This window comes from Novosphingobium sp., from assembly GCF_019748365.1.
Classification (GTDB): Bacteria; Pseudomonadota; Alphaproteobacteria; order Sphingomonadales; family Sphingomonadaceae; genus Novosphingobium.
Map to the genome: position 1 here is coordinate 1 of NZ_JAIEPN010000074.1, position 26,387 is coordinate 26,387.

The following is a 26,387-nucleotide window of genomic DNA, read 5'->3' on the forward strand; positions in this document are numbered from 1 at the left end:
GCCCCCGCCGCAGGCCCGGCCCGCCCCGCAGCCGAAGCCGGTTCCCGCGCCGCAGCCGCGCGCCGTGCCGGCACCGCCGCCCAAGCCCGTTGCCAAACCAGCGCCTCCGAAACCCGCTGCCGCACCGGCGGCTCCGGCAGATCAGCGCCTGCGGCGGCGTCCTGATGCGCCAACCGGGGCAAGCCGGATCGGCAACGATTTCCTGAGCGGGATTGCAGGATCGAACAAGCCGGGTGCCGCGACCACGCCGCCGGCCGCCACGTTCGGGCCCGAAGTTGCCGCTTCGCTGGTCAGCGGCATCTCGCGCCAGATCAAGCCGCACTGGACCGCGCCGCAGGGCGTCGATGCCGACAAGCTGGTCACGGTGCTTTCGTGGAATCTCAATCCCGATGGAAGCCTTGCCGGGCGGCCGGTGGTAGTCTCCCAGTCGGGCATTACCGACTCCAACCGCGCGCAGGCGCAGCGCCACGCTGAACAGGCAATCCGTGCCGTGTTACTGGCGGCGCCGTTCAACCTGCCTGCCCCCTATTATGCCAAGTGGAAACGCATCGCGAGTTTCCGGTTTGACAGGAAGTTGTCGCAATGAAGCCTGCTTTTGCCGCCTTTCTGACCTCGCTCGCGCTCGCTGCGCTTGCCGTTCCGGTGTCCGCGCAGCAGGCGGCGCCTGCCAAGCCTGATCCGGCGCCTACGGCGTCCGCATCGGCGGCGGCCCCTGCGGATGACGGTCTGACCGGTTCCGTCACCGACGACAGCGCTTGGCAAGACCTTGGCATCGCGATCCCGACGTTCCCCACCAACGCTATGGTGCCGACCGCCGCCGATGGCGGGAATACCGAGGCGCTGGGTCGCAATCTGGCGCGGGTGATCTACGGCGATCTCAAGAACAACGGGCTGTTCAAGCCGGTCGGCCCCGATGCGCTGCCGGCGATAAGCTATGGCGAGGTGGCCGCGCCCGCATTTCCGAACTGGCGCGCGCGTTCGGCGGAAATGCTGGTGCAGGGCTTCGTGAAAGCGGGCGCCGATGGGCGGCTGACGGTGGGCTGCTACCTCTATGACGTGGCGCTCGGCAGCGAACTGGCACGGCAGGGCTATGTGGTGAAGCCCGAGGAATGGCGGCGCGCGGCGCACAAGTGCGCGGACATGGTCTATTCGCGGCTTTCGGGGGAAAGCCCGTTCTTCGACAGCAAGATCGCCTATATTGCCGAGACGGGGCCGAAGGATCATCGCCGCAAGCAGCTGGCGATCATGGATTCGGACGGGGCCAACCACCGCTTCATCACCAACGGGCAGGCGACCGCGCTGACGCCGCGCTATTCGCCCGATTACAGCAAGATCGCCTACCTCAGTTTCCTCAACGGCACGCCGCGCATCTATGTCTACGACATCGGCACCGGGCAGCAGCGACTGGTGACCGAGGGCAAGGGGCCGACCTTCGCGCCGCGCTGGTCGCCCGATGGCAAGTACATCCTCTATTCGATGGCGATTGCCGGGAACACCGACATCTACCGCGTGCCTGCGACAGGCGGCGAATCGGTGAGGCTCACGGATACGCCGGGGATCAATGTGGGCGGCAGCTATTCGCCAGATGGCAGCAAGATCGTGTTCGAGAGCGATCGCTCGGGCAGCCAGCAGATCTATGTCATGAATGCGGATGGCACGAACCAGAAGCGCATCAGCTTCTTCGGCGGCCGCTCGGCAACGCCTGAATGGAGCCCGCGCGGCGATCAGATCGCCTTTACGCACATCGCGGGCAATTTGCGCATTGCGGTGATGAACCCGTCCGGCGGGGAGATGCGCTATCTGACGGACAGCTGGCAGGACGAGGCGCCGACCTGGTCGCCCAATGGCCGCATCGTGCAGTTCTTCCGTACCGCGAAGACCAGCGGCAAGACTTCGATCTGGCAGGTGGACCTCACCGGACGCAACGAGCGGCGGCTGAATACGCCGGTGGATGCGTCCGATCCCGCCTGGGGGCCGGTGCTGCCGTAAACCGGTTCCAAAACTGTTTGCCGATTCGCCTTGTGCGATGCACTCTGCAGCTGATTTATCTGAGGAGATCCGTCCGTGAACCGCAAGATTATAACCGCCCTGCTGCTCACCTCCGGCCTTGCGCTTGCGGGTTGCGCCTCCAAGCCCAAGGAGCTGCCGCCGCAGCCGAGCGGCGCGACGACCACGACGACGACGCCGCCGCCGCCGGTGAGCCAGCCGACGGGGCCGGTGCCGGGCAGCCAGGCCGATTTCCTCGCCTCGGTGCTGGGTGACACGATCCTGTTCGACACCGACCGCTACAATATCGACAGCGAGGATCAGGGCATCCTGCAGAGCCAGGCGCAGTGGCTGGGGCGCTATCCGGGCAAGCGCGTGACCATCGAGGGCCACTGCGACGAGCGCGGCACGCGTGACTACAACCTTGCGCTGGGCGAGCGCCGCGCCAATGCGGCAAAGAATTATCTCGTCAGCCTCGGTATTGATGCTTCGCGCATCACCACGGTGAGCTATGGCAAGGAGCGCCCGGTGGCGCTCGGTTCGGACGAGGCAAGCTGGGCCAAGAACCGCCGTGCGGTGACGATCACCGTACAGTGATAAAGGACTAGGCCACTTCGATGGCACGGCATGGCAGATCGGTTGACTGGGGCTTCCCTCGCTGGCGCGGCTATGAAGGCGCACGCGAGGCGGCCCCGGTGCGCCTGTGCGACCGTGCCGGCTGCGAGGAGAAGGGCGACCGGCCCGCGCCGAAATCGCCCAACAACCCCGACCGCTGGTATTTCTGCGAGCGCCATGCCGCCGAATACAACGCCGGGTGGAACTACTTCGAAGGGCTCGACAAGGAAGAGGCCGAGCTGCGCGAGAAGGCCGAGCGCGGCGAAGCTTCAGGCTATGCGCAATCGGCCTACCAGAGCTGGGCCGGGCCGGGCGACGGCAGCCGCAGCCGCGACGAAATGCGTGCGCTGGAAGCCTTGGGGCTGGAAGTGGACGCCGATTTCGAGGCGATCCGCAAGGCGTGGCGCAGCCGTGCCAAGGAAGTCCACCCCGATGTGCGCCCCGGTGACAAAGAGGCGGCAGCCGAGTTCCTGAAGCTGCAGACCGCCTATGAAGTGCTGCGCGCGGCCGAAGAACGGCGCGAGTGGAAGGGGCCGGACGGGGGCTGAGGGGCGGCGCTATGTGTCTCGCCTTCGCTCGACACCAACGGGGTTAGGGTTGCCCCAGTTCCTCGCCTAGAATTTCGTTGATCCTCGCGTCATCCGGGAAACCTTCGCTGACCCAGCGCGCTTCGACGGCGCGGAGGAGGCGGGCGACTTCGGGGCCTGCGCCGATGCCGCGCGCGACGATCGTGCCGCCCTTCAGCGGGAACTGCGGGATATCCCAATTCGTGAGCGGCGCGATATCGCCGCCGGTGATCAGCAGGCGATCCAGCGCGGCTTCGCGGCCCACCTTGTAGGCCAGCGGGCGGATGGCGTCCTCAGGCCCATGGCCCGCAGCCGGGCGCGCGGCGACGAGGGCGAGGTGCTTGCGCTGGGCGATCGAGAGCCTGAGGCGCGCACCGATCTGTTCGGCGGCCACGGGATCGGCGGGGAGCAATGCGGCGAGGCGGCGCAGGGGTTCGGGCGCGATGCCGTGCGCGCTTTCGGCAGCGATCAGCGGGGGAAGCGCGGCGGGATCGGCTTCGGGGAGGATCACTGCCACCACACCGAGCTCAGCCATGCGTGCCACAGTCGGCGCGGGATCGGGCAGCGCCAGCAGCATGAGCAGTTCGCTGGCGATGCGTTCGCGCGAAAGGCCCTTGAGCCCGGGGGCAAGCGCGCTGCACGCGGCTTCGGCAGCCGCATCGGCAGGGAGCGAGCCGAAGCGGGCCTGAAAGCGGAAGTACCTGAGGATGCGCAGGTAATCCTCGCGAATGCGCTGTTCGGGATCGCCGATGAAGCGCAGGCGGCGCGTGGCAAGATCGGCCAGGCCGCCGAAGTAATCGTGGACTGTGAGGCCCTTCGGATCGGCATAGAGCGCGTTGATCGTGAAATCGCGGCGGGCCGCGTCTTCGGCCCATTCCTGCGAAAAGGCCACCGTGGCGTGGCGGCCGTCGGTGGAGACGTCGCGGCGCAGGGTGGTGATCTCGACCGGGCCGCTGGCGAGCACGGCGGTGACAGTGCCGTGGGCAAGCCCGGTGGGGACGCTGCGGATGCCGGCGGCGGTGAGGCGCGCGATCACCGCGGGCGGCTCGAGCGGAGTGGCCATGTCGATGTCCTTCACCGCGAGGCCCAGCAGCGTATCGCGCACCGCGCCGCCGACATAGCGGACGAGGCCCTCGCCCGCCGGATCCAGCGCGGCGACGAGTGCGGCAAGATCATCGCGCTGCGTCCACTCGGCAGCGGGCAGGACAGTCTCAGTCATGCCAGCGAATCCGCTGCGAGAGATTGGCGATGATCCCGGCGGTGACACCCCAGATGCGGTGCTCGTTCCACTGGATATCGATATAGCTGCCGCGGCGCCCCGCCCATTCGCTTTCCCGCCGCACATGGTTGGCGGGATCGAGCACGAAGCCGAGCGGCGGCTCGAACCAGCCGGCCACTTCGGCAGGGTTGGGCCGGATGGCGAGGTCTGGCGGGACCATCGCGAGGACCGGGGTGATATCGTAGCCGGTGCCGGTGCGGTACTGGTCACTCGCGCCGATTACATCGACAAGCGCGGGATCGATGCCGAGCTCCTCGTTCGCTTCGCGCAGCGCGGCTTCGATGGGCGTTTCGCCCGCATCGAGCTTGCCGCCCGGGAACGCGGCTTGCCCGGGATGCGCGCGCATGTGCGAGGGGCGGTGGATGAGGAGGACGCCGGGGCCTTCCGGATGGTCCGGGCGGTCGGTTACCGCGATCAGCACGGCGGCGGGGCGCAAGGGCGTATCGGGGAGCGGGCGCCAGTCCTCGTAGGCTGGCGGCACCGGTTCGGCGTGGCCGATGTCGAACAGGCGGGCGAGGTGCGCGCGCAGGTTCATGCAGGGAGCAGGCCGAAGCGCGCGCCCTGGCTTTCGACCGCGAGGGCATCGGGTTCGGACAGAGTCAGCGCGTGGTCGATCAATTGGCCGTAAGTGCTGCGGTTGAGCCGCGCCTCGGTGCCGTGGCGCACGGCGAGGTAGTAGGCCGGGACGTCTGCAGTGCCGCGCACGTGCAGCGGGTGATCGGGGCCGGTGATGACAACGTCATCGGTGTTGAGGCGGAAGGCGATGACCGGGCGGCCTGCGTCATCATGGCGCACGTCCATGTCAGTGGCGATGAAGGCAGCGTCGTCGACCGCGATGGCGAGCTTTTCGGTCGGGGTGACGAGCCAGTGCTGGCCATCCGCACCGCGCGTGAGGAGCGAGGAGAAGGCGCGGACCATGGCGGGGCGGGTGATCCGGCCGCCTTGGTGGAACCATGTGCCATCGGCGGCGATGCGCATATGGCTTTCGCCGGTGCGGGCGGGGGTCCATGTCTCGACCGCAGGCAAGCGGCGCGCAGAGACGGCCTCGGCCAGTTCGGCGAGGGACAGGGCAGCTAGTTCGGCAGGTGGTTCAAATGGCACGCGTTCGCGATGCCAGATCAGATCAGCCGCGCCAAGGGCCGAGCATGCCCTCTGTGGGCAGGACGGCGGGATTGGCGGTGCGGCAGAGCAGGCGCGCCGGGTCCCATGGTCCGGGCAGCTTCCACCCGCCGGTGTGCGCGGCAGAAAAGCCGAAGAAGCGGCCGTAGTAATCGAGATCGCCGATCATCACCTGCGGCAGCGGCGCGCGCGGATCGATGGCGGTGAGGCTGGCGGTGACGAGGGCCTTGCCATAGCCCTGCCCCTGCAGGCCGGGCAGCACGGCGACCGGGCCGACCATGATCATCGGATGCGCGCGTCCATTGGGATCATTGAGCGCCACCGGCCAGCACTGGATCGTGCCGGCGATATGCTCGCCTTCATCGAGCGCGGCGAAGGAGAGGCCGGGGAGCCAATCGGTCCCTTCACGCACCTTGTAGGCCGTGCGCGCGAAGCGGTCCGGCCCGAAGGCGGCATCGAGCACGTCCTCGATCAGCGCGGGATCGATATCGGCAAGCGGGATCAGCGTGGCCAAGGCTTGAGTGGCTTTCGGGTGGAAGGCGGAAGGCGCGCCGATAGCGGGCGAGGGGGCCGGGGGCAAGCTTCTGTCAGGTGGTGAACACCACCACCGTGTTGTAGGCCATGTGGAGCACCACCGCCGGGGCGAGCCGGCCGGTGCGCTTGAACATGAAGCAATTGAGCGCGCCGAGCAGGCCGACCGGGAGCCACGCCAGCGGCGGATGATAGATCGCGAAGAAGGCGGCGGCGGCAAACACCGCCTTCCCGCCGCCCCATTGCCGATCGAGCGCGCGGTAGAGCAGGCCGCGGAAGAGATATTCCTCGGCAAAGGGTGCGCAGAAGATCGCGATGAAGGCATAGCTGAAGCGCAGCGGCGGGTTTGCGGCAAACTGGGCGTGGGTGGCCGCGATCTGCTGTGCGAACGGAGGAAACATCGCAAGCGCGTGGAGATAGACCCAGGCAAAGCCGCCGAGAAGCAGGCCGAGCGCGAGGCCCTCTGCCAACGCTCGCCCGTGATGGCGCAGGAGGTTCCACAGCGTCTCCCACGGTGCGGCGAACATGGGCACGGCCTGCGTGGGCGGGGGAGACCACAGCCATGCAGCCGCCGGGTGCATGCCGCGATCATCGAGGACCCGCGCTGTCACGATCGAGACGAGCACGGCGCTGGCCGAATAGCCGACCGCCATTGCCAGCGGCAGATTTTCACGCCCGCCGAAGCCCACGACGCAGGCGGCAATCATCGAGGACAGTTCCAGCATCGCGCTGACCGCGATCATGGCGTGCATCAGGGTGGGCGGCGGCGGCAGCTTTTCCGACCACGGATCATAGAGATAGGGCAGGCGCGCGCGGAAGTTTTCCCACATCGCGGCGGCGGTGACCCATGAATAGACGATGCCGACGATGGCGAGCGACCAGACTTGCGTGGATATGCCGATGGCGAACGTCAGCATGCCGAGCTGCGCGGCCCAGCGCCGTCCGGAAGGGATCGGCTGCGCTTCGCCCGATTCCGAAACGACGGTGACCAGCGTGACGGCCTTTTCGGCCATGCTGCGGGCGAAGAGATACCAGCCCGCGCCGACCAGCGCGATCTTCCACCAGGCCTGCGGGAACAGGGCGCAGCCAATCAGCAGGACCACCGCGACCAGCAGTGTCGCGATCAGCGACCACAGCCAGGCCTTGGCCTTGAGCATGCTTTCCATCCCCTGCGGCCAGGTCAGCGCGATCCACAGCGCGGCGCCTTCGGAAACGAGGGACTTGGGGCCCAGAACCCAGAGCATGTAGGTGCCAAGCGCGATGGCGGCGCCTGCGAGCAGGTTCCATGATTCGGTCGCGTAGCGCAGCACGCCGCGCAGCTGGAACATCTCGTAGGCCGCGATCGTCAGCGGGATGAGGATCGTCTGCACGATGGCGCTGCGATCGCGCAGGAACCAAAGCATTTCCTTGCGGTAGAGCGGCTGGCGGCCGAAGCGCACTGGCCTTGCGGGCGAGTTCGCCACCGTTTCCGCCGCGAAGGCGCCGGAAAGGCCGTTGCGGAGCGAGCGCACGCTGAACCAGACCGCAAAGCCCAGCATGGCTGCCGCGAGCAGCCAGCCGAAGATCACGGCGCGCAGGAAGGATTGGCCGCCCGCGCCATCGAAGCCGAGGAACAGGCCAAGCAGCGGGGCGGGCAGGCGGGCGAGGAAGGCAAGCTGGCCGGCGAAATGCGCGATGACCCATTCGCCCACGACCAATCCGATAATCGGGCCGATAGTGCCGACAAAGCCGAACCAGCTGACAAGCCCGATCACGCCGCCGCGGGTGCGCGGGGACAGACGCAGCAAGGCGCCGATCTCCAGCGCCTTGCCGAGGCAGCCCGCCGCCACGCTGATCGGCACGCCGACAAGCGCGAAGGCAGCCAGGCCATAGAGCGGGTCGTAGGCGATCATGAACAGGCCGCCGGCGAAGAGGGGAGCCGTCCAGTAGGCAGGGTTGGTTGCCAGCGGTGCCAGCATTTCGGCAAGGAACACCGCGCGCGGCTGGACCGGGTGGGAAAACAGCCATTCCCACATCGGATGACGCCGCCGCTGCAGATCGAGTTCGAGCCCTTCGCCCTGGCAGACCAGCGTGACCAGCCACAGCAGCAGGAGGATCGAGCCGACAAAGGCCGGAATCGGCGTGGCAAGCCCCTGCGGCTTCAGGCCATGCTCCACGTCATCGGCCGTGACGAGGGTGCGGCTGCCCGATGCGGTCACCACCGCGCGCAACTTCGCGGCGACCGCCTTCCGGTCCAGGCCGCTGCGATCGGACGCGATCTCGCGCGCTTCGTCGTCGATCGCCTCGGCGAGCGAATCGCTGCGAACTTGCGGCGTCGCGAAATTGATCTGCTCCGCAGCTTTCACGCTGTCGATGAATGCGCTGCTGACGATCACGCGGCCCTGCCTTTCGGCCTCGGCATCCTGCCCGGCCTGCACGGCGATCCAGATCGAGGCGACCGCGCAGCCCTGGATGACGAGCCCGGCCAGAAAGACGAGCATGTTGCCGAAACTCGACCAGTCGAAGCCCTTGCCGTCGCTGCGCTGGCTCAGCAGTTCCTGCTGGCGCTTGCGGCGCCCCTCGGTCCGGCGGTGCGCGGAGGCGAGCAGCAGGCGGACGGTGCCCCAGGTGCCGGGGGGAGTGGCGGCGCTCATTCCTGCGCGGGCCGGGCCGTCAGCTTCAGGAACAGGGCTTCGAGATCGGGCTCGCCGTGGCGGGCGGCGAGATCGGTGAGCGCGCCTTGTTCGACCACGCGGCCCGCGTTCACGATCACCGCATGCGAGCAAAGCCGCGTGACATGGTCCATCAGGTGTGTCGAAAAGAGTACCGTGGTGCCGGCAGCGGCCTGCTCGTTCACCAGATCGTAGAACAGGCGCGTCGATTCGACGTCGAGCCCGTTGGTCGGCTCATCGAGCACGAGCAGGCGCGGCTGGTGCAGCATGGCGAGCAGCAGGCCGAGCTTCTTCTTCATGCCGCGCGAGTATTCCTCGGCATATTTGTCGAGATCGTCGGCAAGGCGCATGCGCATTGCAAGGGTTTCGACCCGCGCCATGGCCTCCTTCACATCGAGGCCGTGCATCCCCGCGCTCAGCGCGAGGACTTCGCGTCCGGAGAGGTAGGAATAGAACACCGGCTCGTCGGGCAGAAAACCGATGGTGCGTTTGACCTCGACCCGTTCCTCGAAGGCATCGAGCCCGGCGACGCGCAGCGAGCCGGACGTTGCTTTCAGAATGCCCATGAGCAGGCGGAACAGCGTGGTCTTGCCCGCACCGTTGGGGCCGAGCAGGCCGCAGATCTGCCCGGGCGGGACCCGGAAGGAAATGTCGGTCAGCGCGGTCTTGGGGCCGAACGACTTCGAGACGCGTTCGACAACGACGATATCGTCATCCACGGGAGCGCGCTTCGGCTGGCGAGAAACGTGAAATCGGCCCACAAGCCAATGGAGCCGTGGGTGACGATGGATATATTCTACACCAATTTGGCTCCATTACTCCAAGTCTAGCAGGCAATTAGAGGCTGGCAACCGCCGCTTCTCAGAGAATCACTTCCACTGGTGCAGGTGCGGGCATCGCATGCAGGTCCCAGAAGCGCTCGGCGATTGTTTCGGGCGCCAGCGGTGTGCCGGGGAGGATCTGGCCGGTGACGGTGACTGTGCCGACGCGGATGGCCGTGCCGTCCATTTCCTTGTGCAGACTTTGGGCAAGGTTGCGGATCCCGGCCTTGCCGATGGCGAGCGAGGCGGCCGGGAGCCAGCCGGTGGGATCGAGCGCGAGGCCGCCGCCGGTGAGCAGCACCGTGCCTTTCCCCCGCGCCTGCATGGCGGGAAGCGCTGCCTGCACCGCCGCGAGCGCGCCGCCGACATTGACGCGGAAGTCCGCCACCAGGGCATCGAGCGGGATCTGCGAGGGGACCGCAGGGGTTGCGCTATAGGCATTGTAGATCAGCACTTCGATCGGCCCCAGCTGAGCCTCGACCGCGCGGACGGCCGAGCCGATCGCGATGAAATCGCCCGCATCGACCGCGCGCAGATCGAGCTTCTGCCCGCTCTCCGCCATTTCGGCCGCAAGCCCTGCGGACTTTTCGGGGCTGCGTGCAAAGCCGGCAATCGCATAGCCGCCGGCGGCAAAGCGCTGGGCGAGCGCGGCGGACAGGCCGGGGCCCATGCCGATGATGAGCGCGACGGGGCGCGTGGTGGACATACGGGGTTCTCCTCTTCCGGTGACCGTCTCAGGCTTCCCCGGCGGTCTTGAGACATCTCAATACGGTGTCCTTGCGGACGCTGTACATGCAGAACGCGAACGGCCGGTTCGCGGCGCCATACCGGGCCGCTGAACCGCCACGCGGTCAGTGAGTCTTGCGCGCCAGCAGCCGCAGCCGGGAGTTGAATTCGCCGCGGTCGACATAGCAGCCATGGAGATGGCGGAATCCGGTGGCCGGGTTGAACGCCTCGCGCCCGTGGAGCACGCGGCGGTTGTCGAACACGATCATCTCGCCCGCCTTGAGCTTGAAGGTGATCTGGTAAGCAGGGTCCCGCGTCATCGCCATGAAGGTGCGATAGGCGCGGTAATAGGCGGGGAGGATTTCTGCCGGCATGTCGAACGTGGCGGCGATATGGGCGTTCCAGCGGATTTCGCTGACGGTCCCGGCACGGTCCAGCGTGATCACCGGCGCGTGGGTGCGGATATCGGCATCCCGGTCGTGGAAGCGGAAAGGGATCGGCACTTCGCAGAGCAGGCGGAAGGCTTCGGGGTCCTTTGTGCGCAGGTCGTTGGCGAGGGCGAAACCGTCCGCGAAGAGCGAGCCGCCGCCTTCAGCCTCGTTGGCCAGGCAGTGGAGGAACTGGAAACCCGGCGGTACTTCCTGGTTGGGGAGATCGGTGTGAAGCGGCAGCGTGACCGCAGTGTAGGCAAGGTTGTTGGGATCGGGCTTGCTCACTACCTCGAACGTCATGCCGAAGTTGGTTTCACGCAGGAAGCCGATCTTGCAGGCGATCTCCACGCCCGCATCGATCCGGTCGTCGAGGCCATCGACGATCGAGAGACCGACGGCTGCGGTATCCTGCATCCAGGCTCGCAGCGCGCAGTCATTCTCGAGCAATTGCGATGCCGCATAGCGCGGCAGATTGGCGGGGGTGAGATCGGCACGCCAGAGCCGGGGGGCAATCGCGGCGGGATCGAGCGCCGTGCGGCCGGGGCGATTTGCGAAAAGCAGCGATGTGGGCACATGGCTGATGTGCCCATCGGCATAGTGCAAGATCACCGTATCCCCGGACCGCTGCGCATCGACGAGCACCGGCTCGAGATCGAGCGACAGCAGATCGAGCACGCGCTCCTCGGTTTGCGGGTGGAACGCGCTGGGGCAGTTGTCGCGGAGCCAGAGCGTCGGATAGGTCACGCGGCCCTTCTGGGACCACGTTGCGATGAGGGCATCCGCCCGCACCTCAAGGGCTGAAATTTTCATGGGAACGTCCCGTCATGGAGCAAGGATCAGCTGATGATATCGATCAGCCCTTGCCCGGCGGCGGGCGCCAATCCTGCACCTTGCCATAGCGGAACGACGCGGGGCGCCGGCCATGGATCAGGTTCAGGCAGAAATGCTTCATGGCCGCAGAGGCTATTATCTACCGATTGTTTGAACAAGCGTAAAACAAGGTCTGCCTGCATTGCCACGTGCTGCGCAGCATGCCACCCCTGCAGGCAATGGATACCACGCAAGGCAGCGCGAACGGCACGGCGAGGGCTTCCGCTCCTTTCGTCCCCACCCTGATCGGAATAGGCGCGGCGACCGCAGCGGCGCATATCGGCAACAACTTCACGACATACCTCGTCGGCGGGCTGATGGACCGCTTCGGCTTCACGCCCTTTGCGATGGGCGCGTGGAACATGGCCGAGACGCTGAGCTATGCGGCGGCGATGTTCCTCGTCGCCCCGCGCGCCCGCGGGCTCGATGCGCGGGTGCTGGCGATGATCGCGAGCGTGGTGGTGATCGCGGCGCAGGCCGGTTCGGCGCTGACCGGGGCCTATCCGCTGCTGCTGGCCGGGCGGATCGGCACGGGGCTGGGCTTCGGACTGATGAACAGCGCGCTGAATCTGGCGGCGGGGCGGACGGGCAATCCGGCGCGGTGGATATCGCTCGGCATTGCGGTGCAGACGCTGCTCTACAGCGCGATCGCGATCGTGGTGCCCTTGGTGGGGCGTGACTACGGCGCGCAGGGCATGTTCCTTGGGCTGGCAGCGATTTCGGTGGTCTTCGGGCTTTGCGCGCTGCTGCTGCCCGGCGGCAAGGGCAGCGTGGAGAGCGCAACGGCGGGGCGCGCACCCATCGGCGCAGAGGGCTATCGCGTGCTCGCGGCAATGGCGCTGTTTGCCTTCGGATCGCTGGCGATCTGGCCCTTCATCGAGCGCACTGCGCACGCCATCGGCATCCCGGCGACGCAGTTCGGGCTCTATCAGAGCGCGGCGGTGCTCGCGAGCGCGGTGGGCAATGCCGGGCTTGCCGTGGTGATCGGCCGCCTCCCGCGCGCCTGGCCGCTGGCGGCGGCGCTGGGCGCCTGCGCGCTCACGTGCGGCCTGCTGACCACGGTGGGAAGCGAGGCGGCATTCGCGGCGGCGTTTGTGGCGTTCATGGTGAGCTGGTTCCTGACCTATCCGCTCCTGCTGCGGCTTGCCTATGCGCAGCCCGCCGGTGAGCGATTGGCGGTGATGACGACCGGGACGTGGCTTCTGTCGCAGAGCCTCGGCTCGCTGGCGGCGGGCGCAATGGCGCAGGGCTTTGGCGCCTATACGCTGATCGGACCCGTCGGCGGGGTGATCTGCGCGCTGGCGATTGTCGCGGCGATGCCGGTGGCGCGGCGGCTGGACCGGGAAGTGGGCTGAGCAAGGCCCATGGTTGCCGCCACGTTGACGGCACCTCTCAACGCGCGGTTACCCGAGATGCGATATCCGATTCATGCGGCGAGCCTGCCGCGCGTGGGGGAGAACGCGCGCGGTCTGTTCCGAGGAATGACCGATGTCTCGATTCCGACTCATTGGCCTGCGCCGCTGGGGCGCTGCCCTGCCGCTCGTCTGCTCCACGTTTGCGCTTGCCTTGCCCCTGGCCAGTCCCGTGCACGCGCAGACGGCCACTGTCACGCCCGCAACCGTCACGCCCGCGACCTTTGCTGGCAAGACCCAGACGATCACGCTGCCGACCAACGAAGTGACGCTGACCGGCAGGATCGACGGGGTGCGTGCAAAGTGGGTGGTCATCGGGACTTCGGTGGGGGCCGCGATCACGGACCAGGCGAGCCTTGTCACTTCGGCGCGGTTCGTGGCCCCGGGGACCTATACGTTCGAACTGCAGTCGCTGGATGCGTCGGGCGCTGTCATCAGCCGGTCGACCACGCGGGTCGTGGTCGGCGCGGCACCGGCGGCGAACGTGTTTCGCGAGCGCGTGCTGGCCACGAGTGGGAGGATCAACGCGGCCGAGTATCGCTTCCTTGCCGCGCATATCACCGACCCCGATGTTCTCGATTGGCGGCTCGGGCCGAGGTACGAGCACTTCGATCATGCAGGTGAAGCGCCCGCGCCGACCCTGTGGGGACCGGACATGACAAGCGGGCAGGGGCTCTGGCCGTTTGGCACGCAGCCCGCCAGCAATCCCGGCGAGCCGGAAAAGTGCCTCCCGCCAAGCCGGCAGCCGCGCAGTGACGAGGAGGAACTCGCCAAGGGGCTCGACGGAGCAGGCTGGCTGGTTGGCGGGCAGCAGGCTTTCCTGCCGGACAATCCGCTCGATCCCGATTTCCGCTTCGGCGTGGCCAATACGCGTGGGGCCGATGGGGCGGTGTTCTTTGCGCGCCGTACCCGCAATTCCGATGGCGGGCTGTGCATGCGCATGATCGCCTCGTGGTATCCCGACTGGTGGAACCGCAACGGCATTGCCCAGCCGTGGAACAGCCAGGTGCGCACACTGGTCGAGACCAGGCGGCCCGACCTGCCGCTTGTTCCGGTCGTCATCGCGCGCGGGCGCGCCAATGCCAGCCAGATCAGCTTTGCCGCGTTCAAGGATGGCACGATCGTGCCGATGATCGTTGGCAATTCCGCGCCCGAACTGTTCGACCCGACGCCGTTGCAGCTGCCGAAGGGCATGGTGCCGACCGCGATGGCGGTGACGCCCTACAACGAGTTTCTGGTCGTCGCGGTGTGGGATACCAACACGGTCACCGGCAAGCTCGCCTTCATCGCGCTGCGCCCGCGCGAGATGGCCAATGGCTCGCCCGATCAGACACCCTATACGCGCTGGTACTGGGGCCTGCCGGGGGCATGGACCAACCGCGGCATGAAGCTGCTGGGGATGACCAACCTGCCGTTTGCCGCGCCGACCAGCCTCGATGTTTCCAACAATCTCGCGCTCGGCAATCCGCGTGGATATGATGACAACAACGCGCCGGCGCGCGGCGATCTGGCGCTGCAATCGGCGCGGGATCTCTGGTCGAAGGTCAACCCGATCTATCCCTGGGCCGGACCCGGTTCGGTCGGCGTGCCAAATCCGCAATGGAGCCAGACAGCCTCGGGCGGCTATGCCGTGGTCGCCTCGCGATCCGAGAACAAGGTCTCGTTCGTCGATATGACGCCGCTCTACCAGTACTACCGGCAGATGTACCTCACGACACAGCGCAACTATAACCGCACGGTCGATACCAGTTCGGTTGATCCGGCGAAGTGGCCCTTCACCTTCGCCGTGACGCCCCGACAGCGCCCGCGCGTTGTCACCACGATTACCGTGCAGCAGCCGACCAGCGTCAGCGCCGGGGTTCAGGCGAGCGGCGCGCTTTCGGACCGCAGCACCGATCTGTTCGAGCGGCTGGGGCGGCGAAGCGCTCGCGAGGCCTGGTCGGACAGCGAGCCGGAGCGCTATCTCTCGCGCAGCCGCGCCTTTGTCGCAGCGATGGATGACACAGTGTCAATCTTCAACGTGCAAGGCCTGATGTTCCCGAAATCGCCGGTTGGGCCAACCGTGCCGGTTCAACCGCTCGGCACGTTCAAGGCTGGCCGCAATGCGCGCTTTGCCTACGTCAATGGCACCTCGACATCGGCGGGCGACGACTTGTGGCTGGTGAGCCGGGGCGACCGGCGGGTGACGTTTGCCTGGCCGACGGGCGAGGTGCAGTACAGCTTCACCGACAGCCGGTTGAAGGACCCGGTGGGCGGCGCCGTCTCGTTCAACGCGGCCGGGTTCGGCGGGCGCGGGCCGGGCAAGGCCGTGATCGCGCCGTTCATCTCCATCACCGACTTCGGCGGCAAGGCTATCGCGACCTATGCGGTGGAGCCGCGGCGCGGGGAGCTCGGCGAGCTCTACCCGTTCCGTTCGCCGGCAGGGCCGGTCGATGTGCTGTTCGGCTCGATCGCGGCGTTTCCGGGCAAGCCCTTCATGATCGATCTGGAGGAGATAATCTGAGGCTCACGCCGAGGTGAGATAGGCATCGAGGCGGGCAAGGAGCGCAGCCTTGTCCGCTTCGGGCAGCCAGGCGGCTTCAAAGCCGTTGCGGGCGATCCCGGCCAGATCGGCGCGGGTGAGCTTGCTGCGGGTGACGGCGCGCAGGAGCACTTCGTTGATGTACTCGCTTGCCATGTAGGCAGGATCGTCCGACGAAATGGTGACCTTGAGGCCGGCGTCGAGCATCGCGCGCACGACATCGACGGGCTGGCCAAGGCCGCGGCGCAGGGTGCCGGAGAAGGTGGGGCAGACGGTGAAGACCATGCCGCGCTGCTTCGCGATCTGCACGAGTTCGGGCGACTGGACGATATTGCCGCCGTGGTCGATGCGATCGACCTTGAGATCGACCAGCGCGGTGCGGATGTTCTTCAGCGTATCGACCTGATCGACATCGCAGTGCGCGGTCACATGGAGGCCGTTTGCGCGCGCCTTGGCGAAGTGGGCGGCGAACTTTTCGGGCGGATGGCCGGCTTCGTCCGAATCGAGGCCGACGCCGACGAGATGCTGCTTGAACGGCAGCGCCGCATCGAGCGCGGCCATCGCGGTATCGGCGGGCAGATCGCGCACGAAGCAGAGGATCAGCTGCGAGCGGATGCCGAGCCTGGCCTCGGCGTCGCGGCGGGCGCGGGTGATGCCCATGATCACGGCTTCCATCGCCACGCCGCGCTTGAGGTGCTCCTGCGGGTCGAAGAACATCTCGGTGTAGATCACGTTCTGCGAGGCGGCCTTCGCCAGGTAGGCGTAGGCAAGATCATAGAAATCCTGCTCCTTCAGCAGCACCTTCATGCCGTCGTAGTAGATCGCGAGAAAGCTCGGGAGGTCGTGGTAGTTGTAGCTCGCCTTCATCGCGGCGACGTCCGCGAAGGGGAGGTTCAGCCCGTTGCGCTTGGCGAGCGCGAACTTCATCTCGGCCTCGAGCGTGCCTTCGAGGTGCACGTGGTATTCGGTCTTGGGCAGGCCTTCGATGAACTTCACCAGCGCGGGATCGACGCCATCGGCAGGCGCGGCGGCGTGCGCCCAGCGGGGAAGCAGGGCCGCGGCGGTGAGGCCGGCCATGAGCGTGCGGCGTGTGATCATCTGTTCGGCCCCCATTCTGGTCTGCCTGACTTTCGCGGCGGGGGTGTGCGGGGTCAATCGGGTTTTGTGCAATGCGGTGTGCGGGAAATGAGGAATACCCCTCCGACCTGCCTGCGGCAGGCCACCTCCCCATTTGTCCCTACGGGAAAAATGGATAGGACTTTCTTTTCCTCTCCATTTTCGTCGAAGACGCAAATGGGGAGGTGGCCCGCGAAGCGGGTCGGAGGGGTTCGTTCAGCTCTCCGCAAACGTGAACGGCTCCGGCGTCTTGCGGTAGTCGTCCGGCAGGATCTCCCGCCCCAGCGGCGGTTCGGCGCGGGCGGTGCAGGTGGCGCGGTTGCACAGGCGGCAGGTGACGCCGATGGGCGTGGGCGCAGGCTGCTCGCCGCGCGCGTAGATCAGCTTCGATGCATGCTCGGCCGTGCAGCCCAGCGCGATGGCACGCAGGACGGCGGGCTTGCCATGGCCGCCCCCGCCCGAAGTGACGCTGCGCGCGACGCTGAAGAAGCGCTCGCCGCCGGGGAGCTCGAGCCACTGGGTGAGGACTTCACCCGGGCGGCGGAAGCAATCGTGCAGGCTCCATAGCGGGCAGCCGCCGCCGTGGGCCGCGAAGGGAAAGCCCGCACCGTCGAGCCGCTTGGAGACGTTGCCCGCTGCATCGACGCGGATGAAGAAGAAGGGGACGCGCTCCTGCCCGGGGCGGTTGAGCGTGGTCAGGCGGTGCGCGACTTGCTCGAAGCTCGCGCCGAACTGGCCGGAAAGCGCTTCGATATCATAGGCGCGCGCGTCCACGGCACGGGCGAAGCGGTCGTAGGGCATGATGAGGGCAGCCGCGCCATAGGCGGCGAGCGCGCGGCGGACGAGCTGGGCGGCGGTCTCGCTCGAGAAGCTGGCACCGCGCACGAGAGCGGCGATCTCGCTGCGCAGCGCGGTGTAGGCGATGTGGAGCGCCATCTGCCAGCGGCGCGCCTGGGGCCCTAGCGTCTCGTCGATCAGCAACTGTTCGGCATGGCGATCATAGCGGCGCAGCGCGTCCATCATGATGTCCGCCGGCATCAGGCGCACGCGCAGGCCCTGCCCGCGCAAGTATTCGGCAAGCCCGCCTTCCTGCAGGCCGCCGAGCTTCTCGATCTCCTCGGCCAGCGCCTCGGCCTTGCTGTCGAGCGCGGGGAAATAGTTCCGGCGATGGGCGACGAATCGGCGCGCTTCGGCGAGGGGATCGGCCGCATCGCTGCCCGCGCCGCCGCGATAGGAGGCCAGCGCCTGCTGCTCGCGCATGTAGGCGGTGTGGAGCCGCAGCATGGCCTCGGTCACGCCGGGGTAGCTGGTGGCAACGTCGGCCACTTCCAATGCGGGCAGATCGATCTCGGCGAAGATCGGGTCCTTCAGCACATCGGACAAGCGGCGGGCATAATCGTCGCGCTCGTCGGCGGCGAGTTCGCTGACATCGAGCTTGTAGGCCTTGGCGAGGCGCAGCAGGAGATCGGCGGTGAGCGGGCGCTGGTTGCGTTCAAGGAGGGCGATGTAGCTCGGCGAAATCGCGAGATCATCGGCCATGACGGCCTGCGTGAGGCCCAGCTCGCGGCGCAGGCGTTTCAAGCGGGGGCCGAGGTAGAGCGGGCGCGATTCCATATGGTTAACAGATCCTGTGAGGCTCAAGTAAGAGCTGCACAACTTTACAAGCATATTCTGTAAAGTTTGACAACATGACTGCGCTGCGGGTTTCGCGGGTGCGTTGGCGGGTCTAGCCGGGAGGCATCAAGACTACCCCAGAGCAGGAAGCGAGACTCATGACCTACTCCCAGACCATCAACGAAGCCGCCAAGGCGATCGCGCCTTATGGCAAGCCCTGGGACGGGATCGACGCCGCTTCGGTGGCGCGCATGCGTCTGCAGAACCGCTTCCAGACCGGTCTCGACATCGCGCGTTACACCGCCAAGATCATGCGCGCCGATATGGCCGCCTATGATGCCGATCCGGCGAAGTACACGCAGTCGCTGGGCTGCTGGCACGGCTTCATCGGCCAGCAGAAGATGATCTCGATCAAGAAGCACTTCGGCACGACCAAGGGCCGCTACCTCTACCTTTCGGGCTGGATGGTCGCCGCGCTGCGCAGCGAATTCGGCCCGCTGCCCGACCAGTCGATGCACGAGAAGACCAGCGTTCCGGCGCTGATCGAGGAGCTCTACACCTTCCTGCGTCAGGCCGATGCGCGCGAGCTCGGCATGCTGTTCCGCGAGCTCGACGCGGCGAAGGCTGCGGGTGACGCGGTGAATACGCACCGCCTGCTGCACAAGATCGACGAGTACCAGACCCACGTCGTGCCGATCATCGCCGATATCGACGCCGGTTTCGGCAATGCTGAGGCGACCTATCTTCTCGCCAAGAAGTTCATCGAAGCGGGCGCCTGCTGCATCCAGATCGAGAACCAGGTCTCGGACGAAAAGCAGTGTGGCCACCAGGACGGCAAGGTCACCGTGCCGCACGAGGACTTCCTCGCGAAGATCCGCGCAGTCCGCTACGCCTTCATGGAACTCGGCGTCGACGACGGCGTGATCGTGGCGCGCACCGACAGCCTTGGCGCGGGCCTCACCAAGCAGATCGCTTATGTGAAGGAGCCGGGCGATCTGGCTGACCAGTACAATGCATTCCTCGATTGCGAGGAAGTCGATGCGACCACCCTCGGCCACGGCGACGTGCTGATTGCCCGCGATGGCAAGCTGATGCGCCCCAAGCGCCTGCCTTCGAACCTGTTCCAGTTCCGCCCCGGCACGGGCGAGGACCGCTGCGTGCTCGATTGCATCGCGAGCCTGCAGAACGGCGCCGACCTCCTCTGGATCGAGACCGAGAAGCCCCACATCGGCCAGATCGGCGGCATGGTGAACCGCATCCGCGAAGTGATCCCCAATGCCAAGCTGGTCTACAACAACAGCCCCAGCTTCAACTGGACGCTGAACTTCCGCCAGCAGGTGTTCGATGCCTGGACCGCCGAAGGCCGCGACATGAGCGCCTACGACCGGGCACGCCTGATGAGCGTGGACTACGACGGTAGCGCGCTCGCCGACGAAGCCGACGAGCGCATCCGCACCTTCCAGCGCGATGCGGCGCGCGAGGCGGGAATCTTCCACCACCTCATCACGCTGCCGACCTACCACACCGCAGCGCTCAGCACCGACAATCTGGCGAAGGAATACTTCGGCGACGCGGGCATGCTGGGCTACGTCAAGAACGTCCAGCGCGCCGAAATCCGCCAGGGCATCGCCTGCGTGAAGCACCAGAACATGGCCGGTTCCGACCTTGGCGATGATCACAAGGAATACTTCGCCGGCGAAGCCGCGCTCAAGGCGGGCGGCGCGCACAACACCATGAACCAGTTCGCTGCATAACCAGTTAGAGAGGAGCAAGGACAATGGCTGAACCAACCCGGGCCCGTGCGGTCCTTTCCACCGAAGACTTCAAGCTTATCCGCGAGGCCGTGCTGCACTACCTCAAGGTGATCGAGGACCAGCCGGAATCGGTAAAGTTCTCGCACCTCTACCACCGGCTTGGCAGCGCGATGGGCCGCTGAGGCCCACCTGCGCCCCACACAAGACTTTCCTGGGGAGGAAAGCTGGCCCGCCGTGCGATCGTTCGCGCGGCGGGCCTTTTCGTGTGCGGCGAAGTCCAGCTTTGGCAGGGACAATTCCAAGTCGCTGGCGATAGTCTATCAATTTTGTAGAAATAAGCTTCCGACTCGGGAGCTCGACCTGCCATGAAGACCGCGCTGATCATCCGCCACGTGCCGCGCGAAGGCGTTGCGGGGTTCCGCGCGCCGATCGAGGCGGCTGGCTATGTGATCGACCGCGTGGACGTTGACGATCAGGATTTCCATGCGCTCGATCTCGTCTCGCCCGATCTGGTGGTGATGATGGGCGGGCCGATGGGGGTCTACGAGCGCGAGGCGCATCCGTGGATATCGTGCCAGCTCAAGCTGCTCGCACGGCGGCTGGCGGCGGACCGGCCGACCCTGGGCGTGTGCTTCGGCGCGCAGATGATTGCGGCGGCTCTGGGGGCGGAGGTCTATGCCGGGCCAGTCAAGGAAATCGGCTTCGCGCCGGTGGCGATCCACGACCGCGAGGGGCCGCTGCGTCATCTGGCGGACGTGCCGGTGCTGCATTGGCACGGCGATACCTTCACCCTGCCCGAGGGCGCGGAATTGCTGGCATCGAGCCCGCTGTACCAGCATCAGGCCTTCCGGCGCGGGCGCAACGTGCTGGCGCTGCAGTTCCACGCCGAAATGGGCGAGGACGAGCGCTTCGAGGACTGGATCGCGCAGGACTTCGATTACCTCACTGCCGCCGGGAAATGCCCCGTTGAACTGCGCGCTTCGCACGCGGCGCATGGGCCGGGTGCAGTCGCGGCGGGGCGCGCGATGATCGCGGAGTGGCTGGAAGGGCTCTAAAGGCTTGCGCGCCACGCGCTGAGGCGCGCCAAGGCATCTTCCAGCATCGCTGGCGGCTTGCAGTGGCACAGGCGCAGGATCGTGGTCGGGCCGCCATCGCCTTCCCAGAGGGCTGACAGCGGGATCGAGGCGACTCCCGCCTCGCGCACAGCGCGCTCGCTGAAAGTGCGGTCATCGATCGCGATGCCGCTGGCAGGCAGATCGATGCAGGCGAACCATGTGGCCTTGTTCGCGAGCACGGCGAAACCGGCTGCGGAAAGGCCTTCGATGAGGACGCCGCGCGACGCCGACCATTCGGCATGGAGCGCGTCGGTGATCGCAGGGTCGGCAAGGCCCTCGGCAGCGGCCCATTGCAGCATCGGCGGGGTGGTGAAGGTGAGGAACTGGTGCGCCTTGGCCAGCACCGTGGTGAGCGCGGCATCGCCGACCATCCAGCCGACCTTCCAGCCCGTCGCGCCGAAGATCTTGCCCGCCGAGCCGATCTTGATCGCGCGCTCCGCCATGCCCGGCTCGGCCAGCAGCGATCGGTGCGCAAGGCCATCGAAGCGCACCGCTTCCCAGACTTCATCGCAGATGGCGACGAGATCATGCTCGCAGGCGATTCGGGCGAGGAGGGCCAGTTCCTCCGGGCTCGCGACCGAGCCGGTGGGATTGAGCGGATCATTGAGGATCAGCGCACGGGTGCGCGGGCTGATGGCGGCGCGGATCCGGGCTTCGTCATAGCGCCAATCGGGCGGGCTCAAGGGAATGAACACCGGCACACCGCCCGCGCGGCGCACCAGCGGGGCATAGGCATCATAGGCGGGTGAGAACAGCAGCACTTCGTCGCCCGCCCCGACCACCGCAAGGATCGCGGCGGCAATCGCCTCGGTCGCGCCCGAGGTGACGACGACCTGCTCGCGGGTGAGGGCAAGGCCCTGCGTGCGCCCATAATAGGCCGCGACAGCATCACGCAGTTCGGGCACGCCCATGCTCGGCGGGTATTGCTGCGAGCGCGTTTCCATCGCGCGGATCGCGGCGGCGGTGAGCGCGGGCGGAGGCGGCGTATCGGGAAAGCCCTGGCCCAGATTGATCGCGCCAAGGCTGCGGGCGAGGCCCGACATGTGCTCGAACACGGTTACGGGCATTTCGGCGTAGATCGGATTGAGGCGCAGGTCAGTCATCGCGGTTCACGCTAGCGCGACTGGCGCTGCTGACAAGCTGTTCGGGAGACTGGCTGGGGCGGGAGGATTCGAACCTCCGAATGCCGGTACCAAAAACCGGTGCCTTACCACTTGGCGACGCCCCAACAGGGTGGCGCGCTTATAGCGGCGAGCGCGAGATGGACAAGGGGCGGATGGGGCACATCCTGCCCCATCCGCCTCGATCTCAGAGCGTACCTTCCGGCAGCGCGGCGAAATCGGCGGCGCTGTGGCGTTCGAGGATGCCCTTGTTGGTGTTGACCAGCCTGCCGCGCTTCACCGCAGGGCGGGCGTCGAGTTCGGCGACCCAGCGGCCGACGGCTTCATATTCGTGCATCGAAAGGAACGTCGCCGCATCGCCATAGGCTTCGCCCCGGTAGATGTTGCCGAGCCACGGATAGGTCGCCATGTCGGCGATCGTGTAGTCGTCCCCGGCGAGGAAGCGCGTCTTTTTCAGCTGGTTGTTGGCGACATCGAACAGGCGCTTGGTTTCCATCGCATAGCGATCGATCGCGTATTCGATCTTGAACGGCGCATAGGCATAGAAGTGGCCGAAGCCGCCGCCCATGAACGGCGCCGAGCCGACCTGCCAGAACAGCCACGAAAGCACTTCGGCGCGGGCCGGGCCTTCCTTGGGGAGGAAGTGGCCGAACTTTTCCGCAAGATGGACGAGCATCGCGCCCGATTCGAACAGGCGGAAAGGTTCGGGGCCGCTCTTGTCGAGCATCGCGGGGATCTTCGAGTTGGGATTGAGATCGACGAAGCCGCTGCCGAACTGGTCGCCTTCGAAGATCTTGATCAGCCAAGCATCGTATTCGGCGCCGGTGATGCCAAGCTCGAGCAGCTCCTCGAGCAGGATCGTGACCTTCTGGCCATTGGGCGTGCCCAGTGAATAGAGCTGGAAGGGATGCTCGCCGACCGGCAGCTCCACCTCTTTCTGTGCGCCGGCGGTGGGGCGGTTGACGCCGGCAAAGGCGCCGCCGTTTTCCTTGTTCCAGGTCCAGACCTTGGGCGGCACGTATTCTTCGGACATCGGGATCTCCTCGGGGATGGACTGCTTGCCCCAAGAGTGGCGCTGCCGCGTGCGGATGGCAAGGCGCAGGGGATGCGCAGATTATCTGCTGCCACCCCACCTTTTTCTATCGCGCGAGGGCTTCCAGGGCAGGGACGAGCTCATCGAAATGGTCGATCACCGCATCCGCGCCGAGCTCATGCGGCGGCAGATCGTTGAAGCCGAAGGCCACAGCGACCACAGGCATCTTCGCGGCGCGGGCCGCGCCGATGTCGAAGGTCGTATCGCCGACAAACGCCGTCCGGCCACCGCCGCAGCGCGCGACCATTTCGTGAAGCATGTCGGGCGCGGGCTTGGCGCGGCCGGGGCCGAGCGTATCGCCACCGAGGATCGTGGCGAAGCGGGAGGTGAGGCCAAGCTCGTCGAACAGACGGCGGGCAAGGTCCTCGCGCTTGTTGGTGGCGATGGCAAGGTGGACGCCGCGCGATGCCAGCGCGTCCATCATGGCTTCGCCGCCCGGGAACAAGGCCGTGTGGCGCGCGATGTTTTCGGCATAGTAGCCAAGCAGGCGTTCCTGCAGGCCGGGAAAATCGATGCCGTCCATCCCGCCGCTCGCCATCAGCGCGTTGTGCAGCATCTGCGCGCTGCCGCCGCCGATGAAGCGCCGGGCTTCATCGATCGGAACGAGCGGGCGGCCGACATGGGTGAGCGCGTGATTGAGCGCGTGGCCGATATCGTAGGCGGTATCGAGCAGCGTGCCGTCGAGGTCGAAACCGACGATCTGGAAGGGAAAATCCGTCATGCCCCGCTCCGTGGCGGCGCATTCTGGAAACTGCAAGGAAATGCTGGCAAGGAACGCGCATGACTGATGCTTCCTCTCCGCTCGCCCTTGTTGTTCTCGCCGCTGGCAAGGGCACCCGCATGAAAAGTGATCTGCACAAGGTGCTGCACCCGATCGCTGGTCGGCCGATGCTGATGCATCTCATGGCCAGCGCCGATGCACTGGAGCCGGCGCGCAAGGTCGTCGTGGTGGGCGCGGGCCGTGAGCAACTGGCGACAGCGCTGGGGGATAGCGCGGAACTGGCCGTGCAGGACCCGCAGCTTGGCACCGGGCACGCAGTGCAGCAGGCCGAGGGCGCGCTGGCGGGCTTTTCGGGCGACGTGCTGATCCTTTACGGCGACGTGCCTTTCGTGCGCACCGAGACGATGCGCGCGATGCTCGAGCGGCTGCATGCCGGTGACAACCCGGCGGTCGTCGTGCTGGGCTTCGAGCCGGAGGACGCGCTCCAGTATGGCCGGGTAATCGCCGAGAATGGCGTCGTGAAGAAGATGGTCGAGCACAAGGATGCAAGCGCCGAGGAGCGCGCCTGCCGCCTGTGCAATTCGGGCCTGATGGCGGTGCGCGGGGACGAGCTGTTCGCGCTGCTGGCGCGCGTGGGCAACGACAACGCGCAGGGCGAATACTACCTCACCGATATTGTCAATGTGGCGAACGGCGATGGCCGCGTCTGCGCTGTGGTGGTGACGGACGATGCAGGCGAGGTGGCCGGGATCAACAGCCGCGCCGAACTCGCCGAGGCCGAAGCGCGCTGGCAGAAGAAGCGCCGTCTGCAGGCGATGGCGGACGGCGCCAGCCTCGTCGCGCCCGAGACGGTGTGGTTTGCCTGGGATACCGTGCTGGGCCGCGATGTGACGGTGGAGCAGAACGTGGTGTTCGGCCCGGGCGTGACGGTGGCCGACAACGTGGTGATCCACGCCTTCTGCCACATCGAGGGTGCGCGGCTGGAAAGCGGCGTTTCGGTGGGGCCCTTCGCGCGGCTGCGGCCGGGCGCGGTGCTGGAAGAAAAGGCGCGCGTCGGCAACTTCGTCGAGGTGAAGAACGCGGTGCTCCACGCCGGGGCCAAGGCCAATCACCTGACCTACCTCGGCGATGCGGATGTGGGCGCGGGCGCGAACATCGGCGCGGGCACGATCACCTGCAACTACGATGGCTACTTCAAGTATCGCACCGTGATCGGCGAGCGGGCCTTCATCGGCTCCAACTCGGCCCTCATCGCGCCGGTGAAGATCGGGGCGGACGCCATCGTGGCGGCAGGCAGCGCGGTGAGCCGCGACGTGGCCGACGGCGAACTCCGGCTCGTGCGCGCCGAACAGCTGGTCAAGCCCGGCTGGGCCGACCGCTTCCACGATGCGATGAAGCGCAAGAAGGCCGAACGGAAATGATCGCCATTGTCCCGGCCAGAGAGGAACACCTCGATGGCTGGGCGGCGCTGCGGCATGCGCTGTGGGATGAGGTTTCGCAGTCCGAGCACCGGGCCGAAGCGGAGGAGCAGCTGGCGGAGACGGACCGGCTGCTCAATCTGGTGGCGGTGCAGGGCGGCGAAGTCGTCGGCTTTGCGGAAGGCTCGCTGCGGCACGATTATGTGAACGGCTGCGAGACCTCGCCGGTGGTGTTTCTCGAGGGTATCTTCGTGAGCGAGGCGGCGCGTGGGCAGGGGCTTGCCCGGCGGCTGTGTGATGCGGTGGCGGACTGGGGCCGGTCGCGCGAATGCACCGAATTTGCCTCCGATGCCTTGGCCGACAATCCTGACAGCCATGCCTTCCATCTTGCCGCCGGTTTTGCCGAGACCGAGCGGGTCGTCTATTTTCGGCGCGAGATCCGACCATGCCTATCGCCCAGCTCAATGTCGCCCGCTTCCGCCGCCCCAAGGCGGACCCCGCCAACCAGGCCTTCATGGACGCGCTCGACCATGTGAACGCGCAGGCCGATGTGGCGGACGGGTTCATCTGGCGGCTGGTGGGTGAGGGCGATGCGAACGATGCCACCGCGATCGAGGCAGTGGCGGGGGACGCCGATTTCATCGTCAATCTTTCGGTGTGGCGCGATGTGCCCTCGCTGGAGGCCTTCGCCTATCGCCAGGTCGATCACCGCGCCGTGCTGGCGCGGCGCGGCGAGTGGTTCGAGCCGATGGAGCCTTCGCTGGCGCTGTGGGAAGTGCCCGAGGGCCATATCCCGAGCGTGGCCGAGGCGCTCGACAAGCTGGCGCAGCTGGGGCGCGAGGGGCCAAGCGCGGCGGTGTTTACGTTCAAGTGGTGGCGGGAGAATCGTTAGGCCGCGCGGAGCCAT

At 66.8% G+C, this 26,387-nt stretch carries 25 protein-coding genes and 1 tRNA gene; 12 read left to right on the forward strand and 14 right to left on the reverse strand.

Annotation, left to right across the window (positions count from 1 at the left end; translation table 11 throughout):
• From K5Q19_RS09670 to K5Q19_RS09685, 4 genes are all read left to right on the forward strand, one after another.
• Positions 1-586, forward strand: a 586-nt coding sequence (locus tag K5Q19_RS09670; RefSeq protein ID WP_292944140.1) for a hypothetical protein, incomplete at its 5' end; no start/stop codon positions are given.
• A complete protein-coding gene (gene tolB, locus K5Q19_RS09675; protein WP_292944143.1) occupies positions 583-1,989 on the forward strand; it encodes a Tol-Pal system beta propeller repeat protein TolB in 1,407 nt (468 codons plus the stop codon). The genes K5Q19_RS09670 and tolB, both read left to right, overlap by 4 nt.
• Positions 1,990-2,064: 75 nt before the next feature.
• Positions 2,065-2,583, forward strand: a complete 519-nt coding sequence (gene pal, locus K5Q19_RS09680) for a peptidoglycan-associated lipoprotein Pal (protein WP_292944146.1) — start codon at positions 2,065-2,067, stop codon at positions 2,581-2,583.
• A gap of 20 nt (positions 2,584-2,603) precedes the next feature.
• Positions 2,604-3,149 carry a J domain-containing protein gene (locus tag K5Q19_RS09685; protein WP_292944149.1) on the forward strand — a complete coding sequence of 182 codons (546 nt, stop codon included), beginning with the start codon at positions 2,604-2,606 and terminating at the stop codon, positions 3,147-3,149.
• Between the two features lie 43 nt (positions 3,150-3,192).
• Here K5Q19_RS09685 and K5Q19_RS09690 read toward each other — a convergent pair whose 3' ends face one another.
• The 8 genes from K5Q19_RS09690 to K5Q19_RS09725 form a co-directional block, all read right to left on the reverse strand.
• Complete coding sequence (locus K5Q19_RS09690; protein ID WP_292944152.1) at positions 3,193-4,386, reverse strand: CCA tRNA nucleotidyltransferase; 1,194 nt, start codon at positions 4,384-4,386, stop codon at positions 3,193-3,195.
• Positions 4,379-4,981, reverse strand: a complete 603-nt coding sequence (locus K5Q19_RS09695; RefSeq protein ID WP_292944155.1) for a CoA pyrophosphatase — start codon at positions 4,979-4,981, stop codon at positions 4,379-4,381. The genes K5Q19_RS09690 and K5Q19_RS09695 overlap by 8 nt, the downstream gene beginning before the upstream one ends.
• Complete coding sequence (locus tag K5Q19_RS09700; RefSeq protein WP_292944158.1) at positions 4,978-5,547, reverse strand: DUF1285 domain-containing protein; 570 nt, start codon at positions 5,545-5,547, stop codon at positions 4,978-4,980. Before K5Q19_RS09700 ends, K5Q19_RS09695 begins: the two co-directional genes overlap by 4 nt.
• A gap of 22 nt (positions 5,548-5,569) precedes the next feature.
• Positions 5,570-6,079 (reverse strand): N-acetyltransferase, encoded by a 510-nt coding sequence (locus K5Q19_RS09705; protein WP_292944161.1) that lies wholly within the window; start codon positions 6,077-6,079, stop codon positions 5,570-5,572.
• Between the two features lie 73 nt (positions 6,080-6,152).
• On the reverse strand, positions 6,153-8,729 hold the full coding sequence (locus K5Q19_RS09710) for a CPBP family intramembrane glutamic endopeptidase (protein ID WP_292944164.1): 2,577 nt from the start codon (positions 8,727-8,729) through the stop codon (positions 6,153-6,155).
• Positions 8,726-9,466 carry an ABC transporter ATP-binding protein gene (locus tag K5Q19_RS09715; RefSeq protein WP_292944167.1) on the reverse strand — a complete coding sequence of 247 codons (741 nt, stop codon included), beginning with the start codon at positions 9,464-9,466 and terminating at the stop codon, positions 8,726-8,728. The genes K5Q19_RS09710 and K5Q19_RS09715 overlap by 4 nt, the downstream gene beginning before the upstream one ends.
• A gap of 142 nt (positions 9,467-9,608) precedes the next feature.
• Positions 9,609-10,274, reverse strand: a complete 666-nt coding sequence (locus K5Q19_RS09720; protein ID WP_292944169.1) for an SDR family NAD(P)-dependent oxidoreductase — start codon at positions 10,272-10,274, stop codon at positions 9,609-9,611.
• Positions 10,275-10,419: 145 nt separating this feature from the next.
• Positions 10,420-11,535 carry a TauD/TfdA family dioxygenase gene (locus K5Q19_RS09725; RefSeq protein ID WP_292944172.1) on the reverse strand — a complete coding sequence of 372 codons (1,116 nt, stop codon included), beginning with the start codon at positions 11,533-11,535 and terminating at the stop codon, positions 10,420-10,422.
• Between the two features lie 239 nt (positions 11,536-11,774).
• Here K5Q19_RS09725 and K5Q19_RS09730 point away from each other — a divergent pair, with 239 nt between their 5' ends.
• Together K5Q19_RS09730 and K5Q19_RS09735 are read left to right on the forward strand one after the other, a co-directional pair.
• Positions 11,775-12,950: an MFS transporter gene (locus tag K5Q19_RS09730; RefSeq protein ID WP_292944175.1), complete on the forward strand. Its 1,176-nt coding sequence runs from the start codon at positions 11,775-11,777 to the stop codon at positions 12,948-12,950.
• A 133-nt stretch (positions 12,951-13,083) separates the two neighbouring features.
• Entirely contained in the window at positions 13,084-15,510 is a 2,427-nt protein-coding gene (locus K5Q19_RS09735) for a hypothetical protein (RefSeq protein ID WP_292944178.1), read from the forward strand.
• A 3-nt stretch (positions 15,511-15,513) separates the two neighbouring features.
• Here K5Q19_RS09735 and add read toward each other — a convergent pair whose 3' ends face one another.
• Positions 15,514-16,626, reverse strand: a complete 1,113-nt coding sequence (add, locus tag K5Q19_RS09740) for an adenosine deaminase (RefSeq protein ID WP_292944181.1) — start codon at positions 16,624-16,626, stop codon at positions 15,514-15,516.
• 234 nt (positions 16,627-16,860) lie between these two features.
• Positions 16,861-18,258, reverse strand: a complete 1,398-nt coding sequence (locus K5Q19_RS09745; RefSeq protein ID WP_292944184.1) for a short-chain fatty acyl-CoA regulator family protein — start codon at positions 18,256-18,258, stop codon at positions 16,861-16,863.
• 158 nt (positions 18,259-18,416) lie between these two features.
• Between K5Q19_RS09745 and K5Q19_RS09750 the strand changes: the two genes are divergently transcribed.
• The 3 genes from K5Q19_RS09750 to K5Q19_RS09760 all read left to right on the forward strand — a co-directional run bounded on the left by K5Q19_RS09750 (position 18,417) and on the right by K5Q19_RS09760 (position 21,067).
• Positions 18,417-20,012: an isocitrate lyase gene (locus K5Q19_RS09750; RefSeq protein ID WP_292944187.1), complete on the forward strand. Its 1,596-nt coding sequence runs from the start codon at positions 18,417-18,419 to the stop codon at positions 20,010-20,012.
• A gap of 23 nt (positions 20,013-20,035) precedes the next feature.
• Entirely contained in the window at positions 20,036-20,194 is a 159-nt protein-coding gene (locus K5Q19_RS09755) for a hypothetical protein (protein ID WP_169793754.1), read from the forward strand.
• Between the two features lie 183 nt (positions 20,195-20,377).
• Positions 20,378-21,067 carry a glutamine amidotransferase gene (locus K5Q19_RS09760; protein WP_292944190.1) on the forward strand — a complete coding sequence of 230 codons (690 nt, stop codon included), beginning with the start codon at positions 20,378-20,380 and terminating at the stop codon, positions 21,065-21,067.
• Here K5Q19_RS09760 and K5Q19_RS09765 read toward each other — a convergent pair.
• The 4 genes from K5Q19_RS09765 to K5Q19_RS09780 form a co-directional block, all read right to left on the reverse strand.
• Positions 21,064-22,230, reverse strand: a complete 1,167-nt coding sequence (locus K5Q19_RS09765; RefSeq protein WP_292944193.1) for an aminotransferase — start codon at positions 22,228-22,230, stop codon at positions 21,064-21,066. The two genes, K5Q19_RS09760 and K5Q19_RS09765, sit on opposite strands and share 4 nt — an antisense overlap.
• Before the next feature lie 50 nt (positions 22,231-22,280).
• Positions 22,281-22,355, reverse strand: a tRNA-Gln gene (locus K5Q19_RS09770).
• Positions 22,356-22,435: 80 nt separating this feature from the next.
• Positions 22,436-23,281, reverse strand: coding sequence for a glutathione-dependent disulfide-bond oxidoreductase (gene yghU / locus K5Q19_RS09775; protein ID WP_292944195.1), 846 nt, complete (start codon positions 23,279-23,281; stop codon positions 22,436-22,438).
• Between the two features lie 106 nt (positions 23,282-23,387).
• Entirely contained in the window at positions 23,388-24,062 is a 675-nt protein-coding gene (locus K5Q19_RS09780) for an HAD-IA family hydrolase (RefSeq protein ID WP_292944198.1), read from the reverse strand.
• Between the two features lie 59 nt (positions 24,063-24,121).
• On the opposite strand from K5Q19_RS09780, the gene glmU reads away from it, so the two are divergent.
• The 3 genes from glmU to K5Q19_RS09795 are packed head-to-tail and all read left to right on the forward strand — an operon-like array spanning position 24,122 to position 26,372.
• Positions 24,122-25,483 carry a bifunctional UDP-N-acetylglucosamine diphosphorylase/glucosamine-1-phosphate N-acetyltransferase GlmU gene (glmU, locus tag K5Q19_RS09785; RefSeq protein WP_292944201.1) on the forward strand — a complete coding sequence of 454 codons (1,362 nt, stop codon included), beginning with the start codon at positions 24,122-24,124 and terminating at the stop codon, positions 25,481-25,483.
• Positions 25,480-26,016, forward strand: a complete 537-nt coding sequence (gene aac(6'), locus K5Q19_RS09790) for an aminoglycoside 6'-N-acetyltransferase (protein WP_292944204.1) — start codon at positions 25,480-25,482, stop codon at positions 26,014-26,016. The genes glmU and aac(6') overlap by 4 nt, the downstream gene beginning before the upstream one ends.
• A complete protein-coding gene (locus tag K5Q19_RS09795) occupies positions 25,926-26,372 on the forward strand; it encodes a DUF3291 domain-containing protein (protein ID WP_292944207.1) in 447 nt (148 codons plus the stop codon). The genes aac(6') and K5Q19_RS09795 overlap by 91 nt, the downstream gene beginning before the upstream one ends.
• The last annotated feature ends 15 nt before the right edge of the window (positions 26,373-26,387 follow it).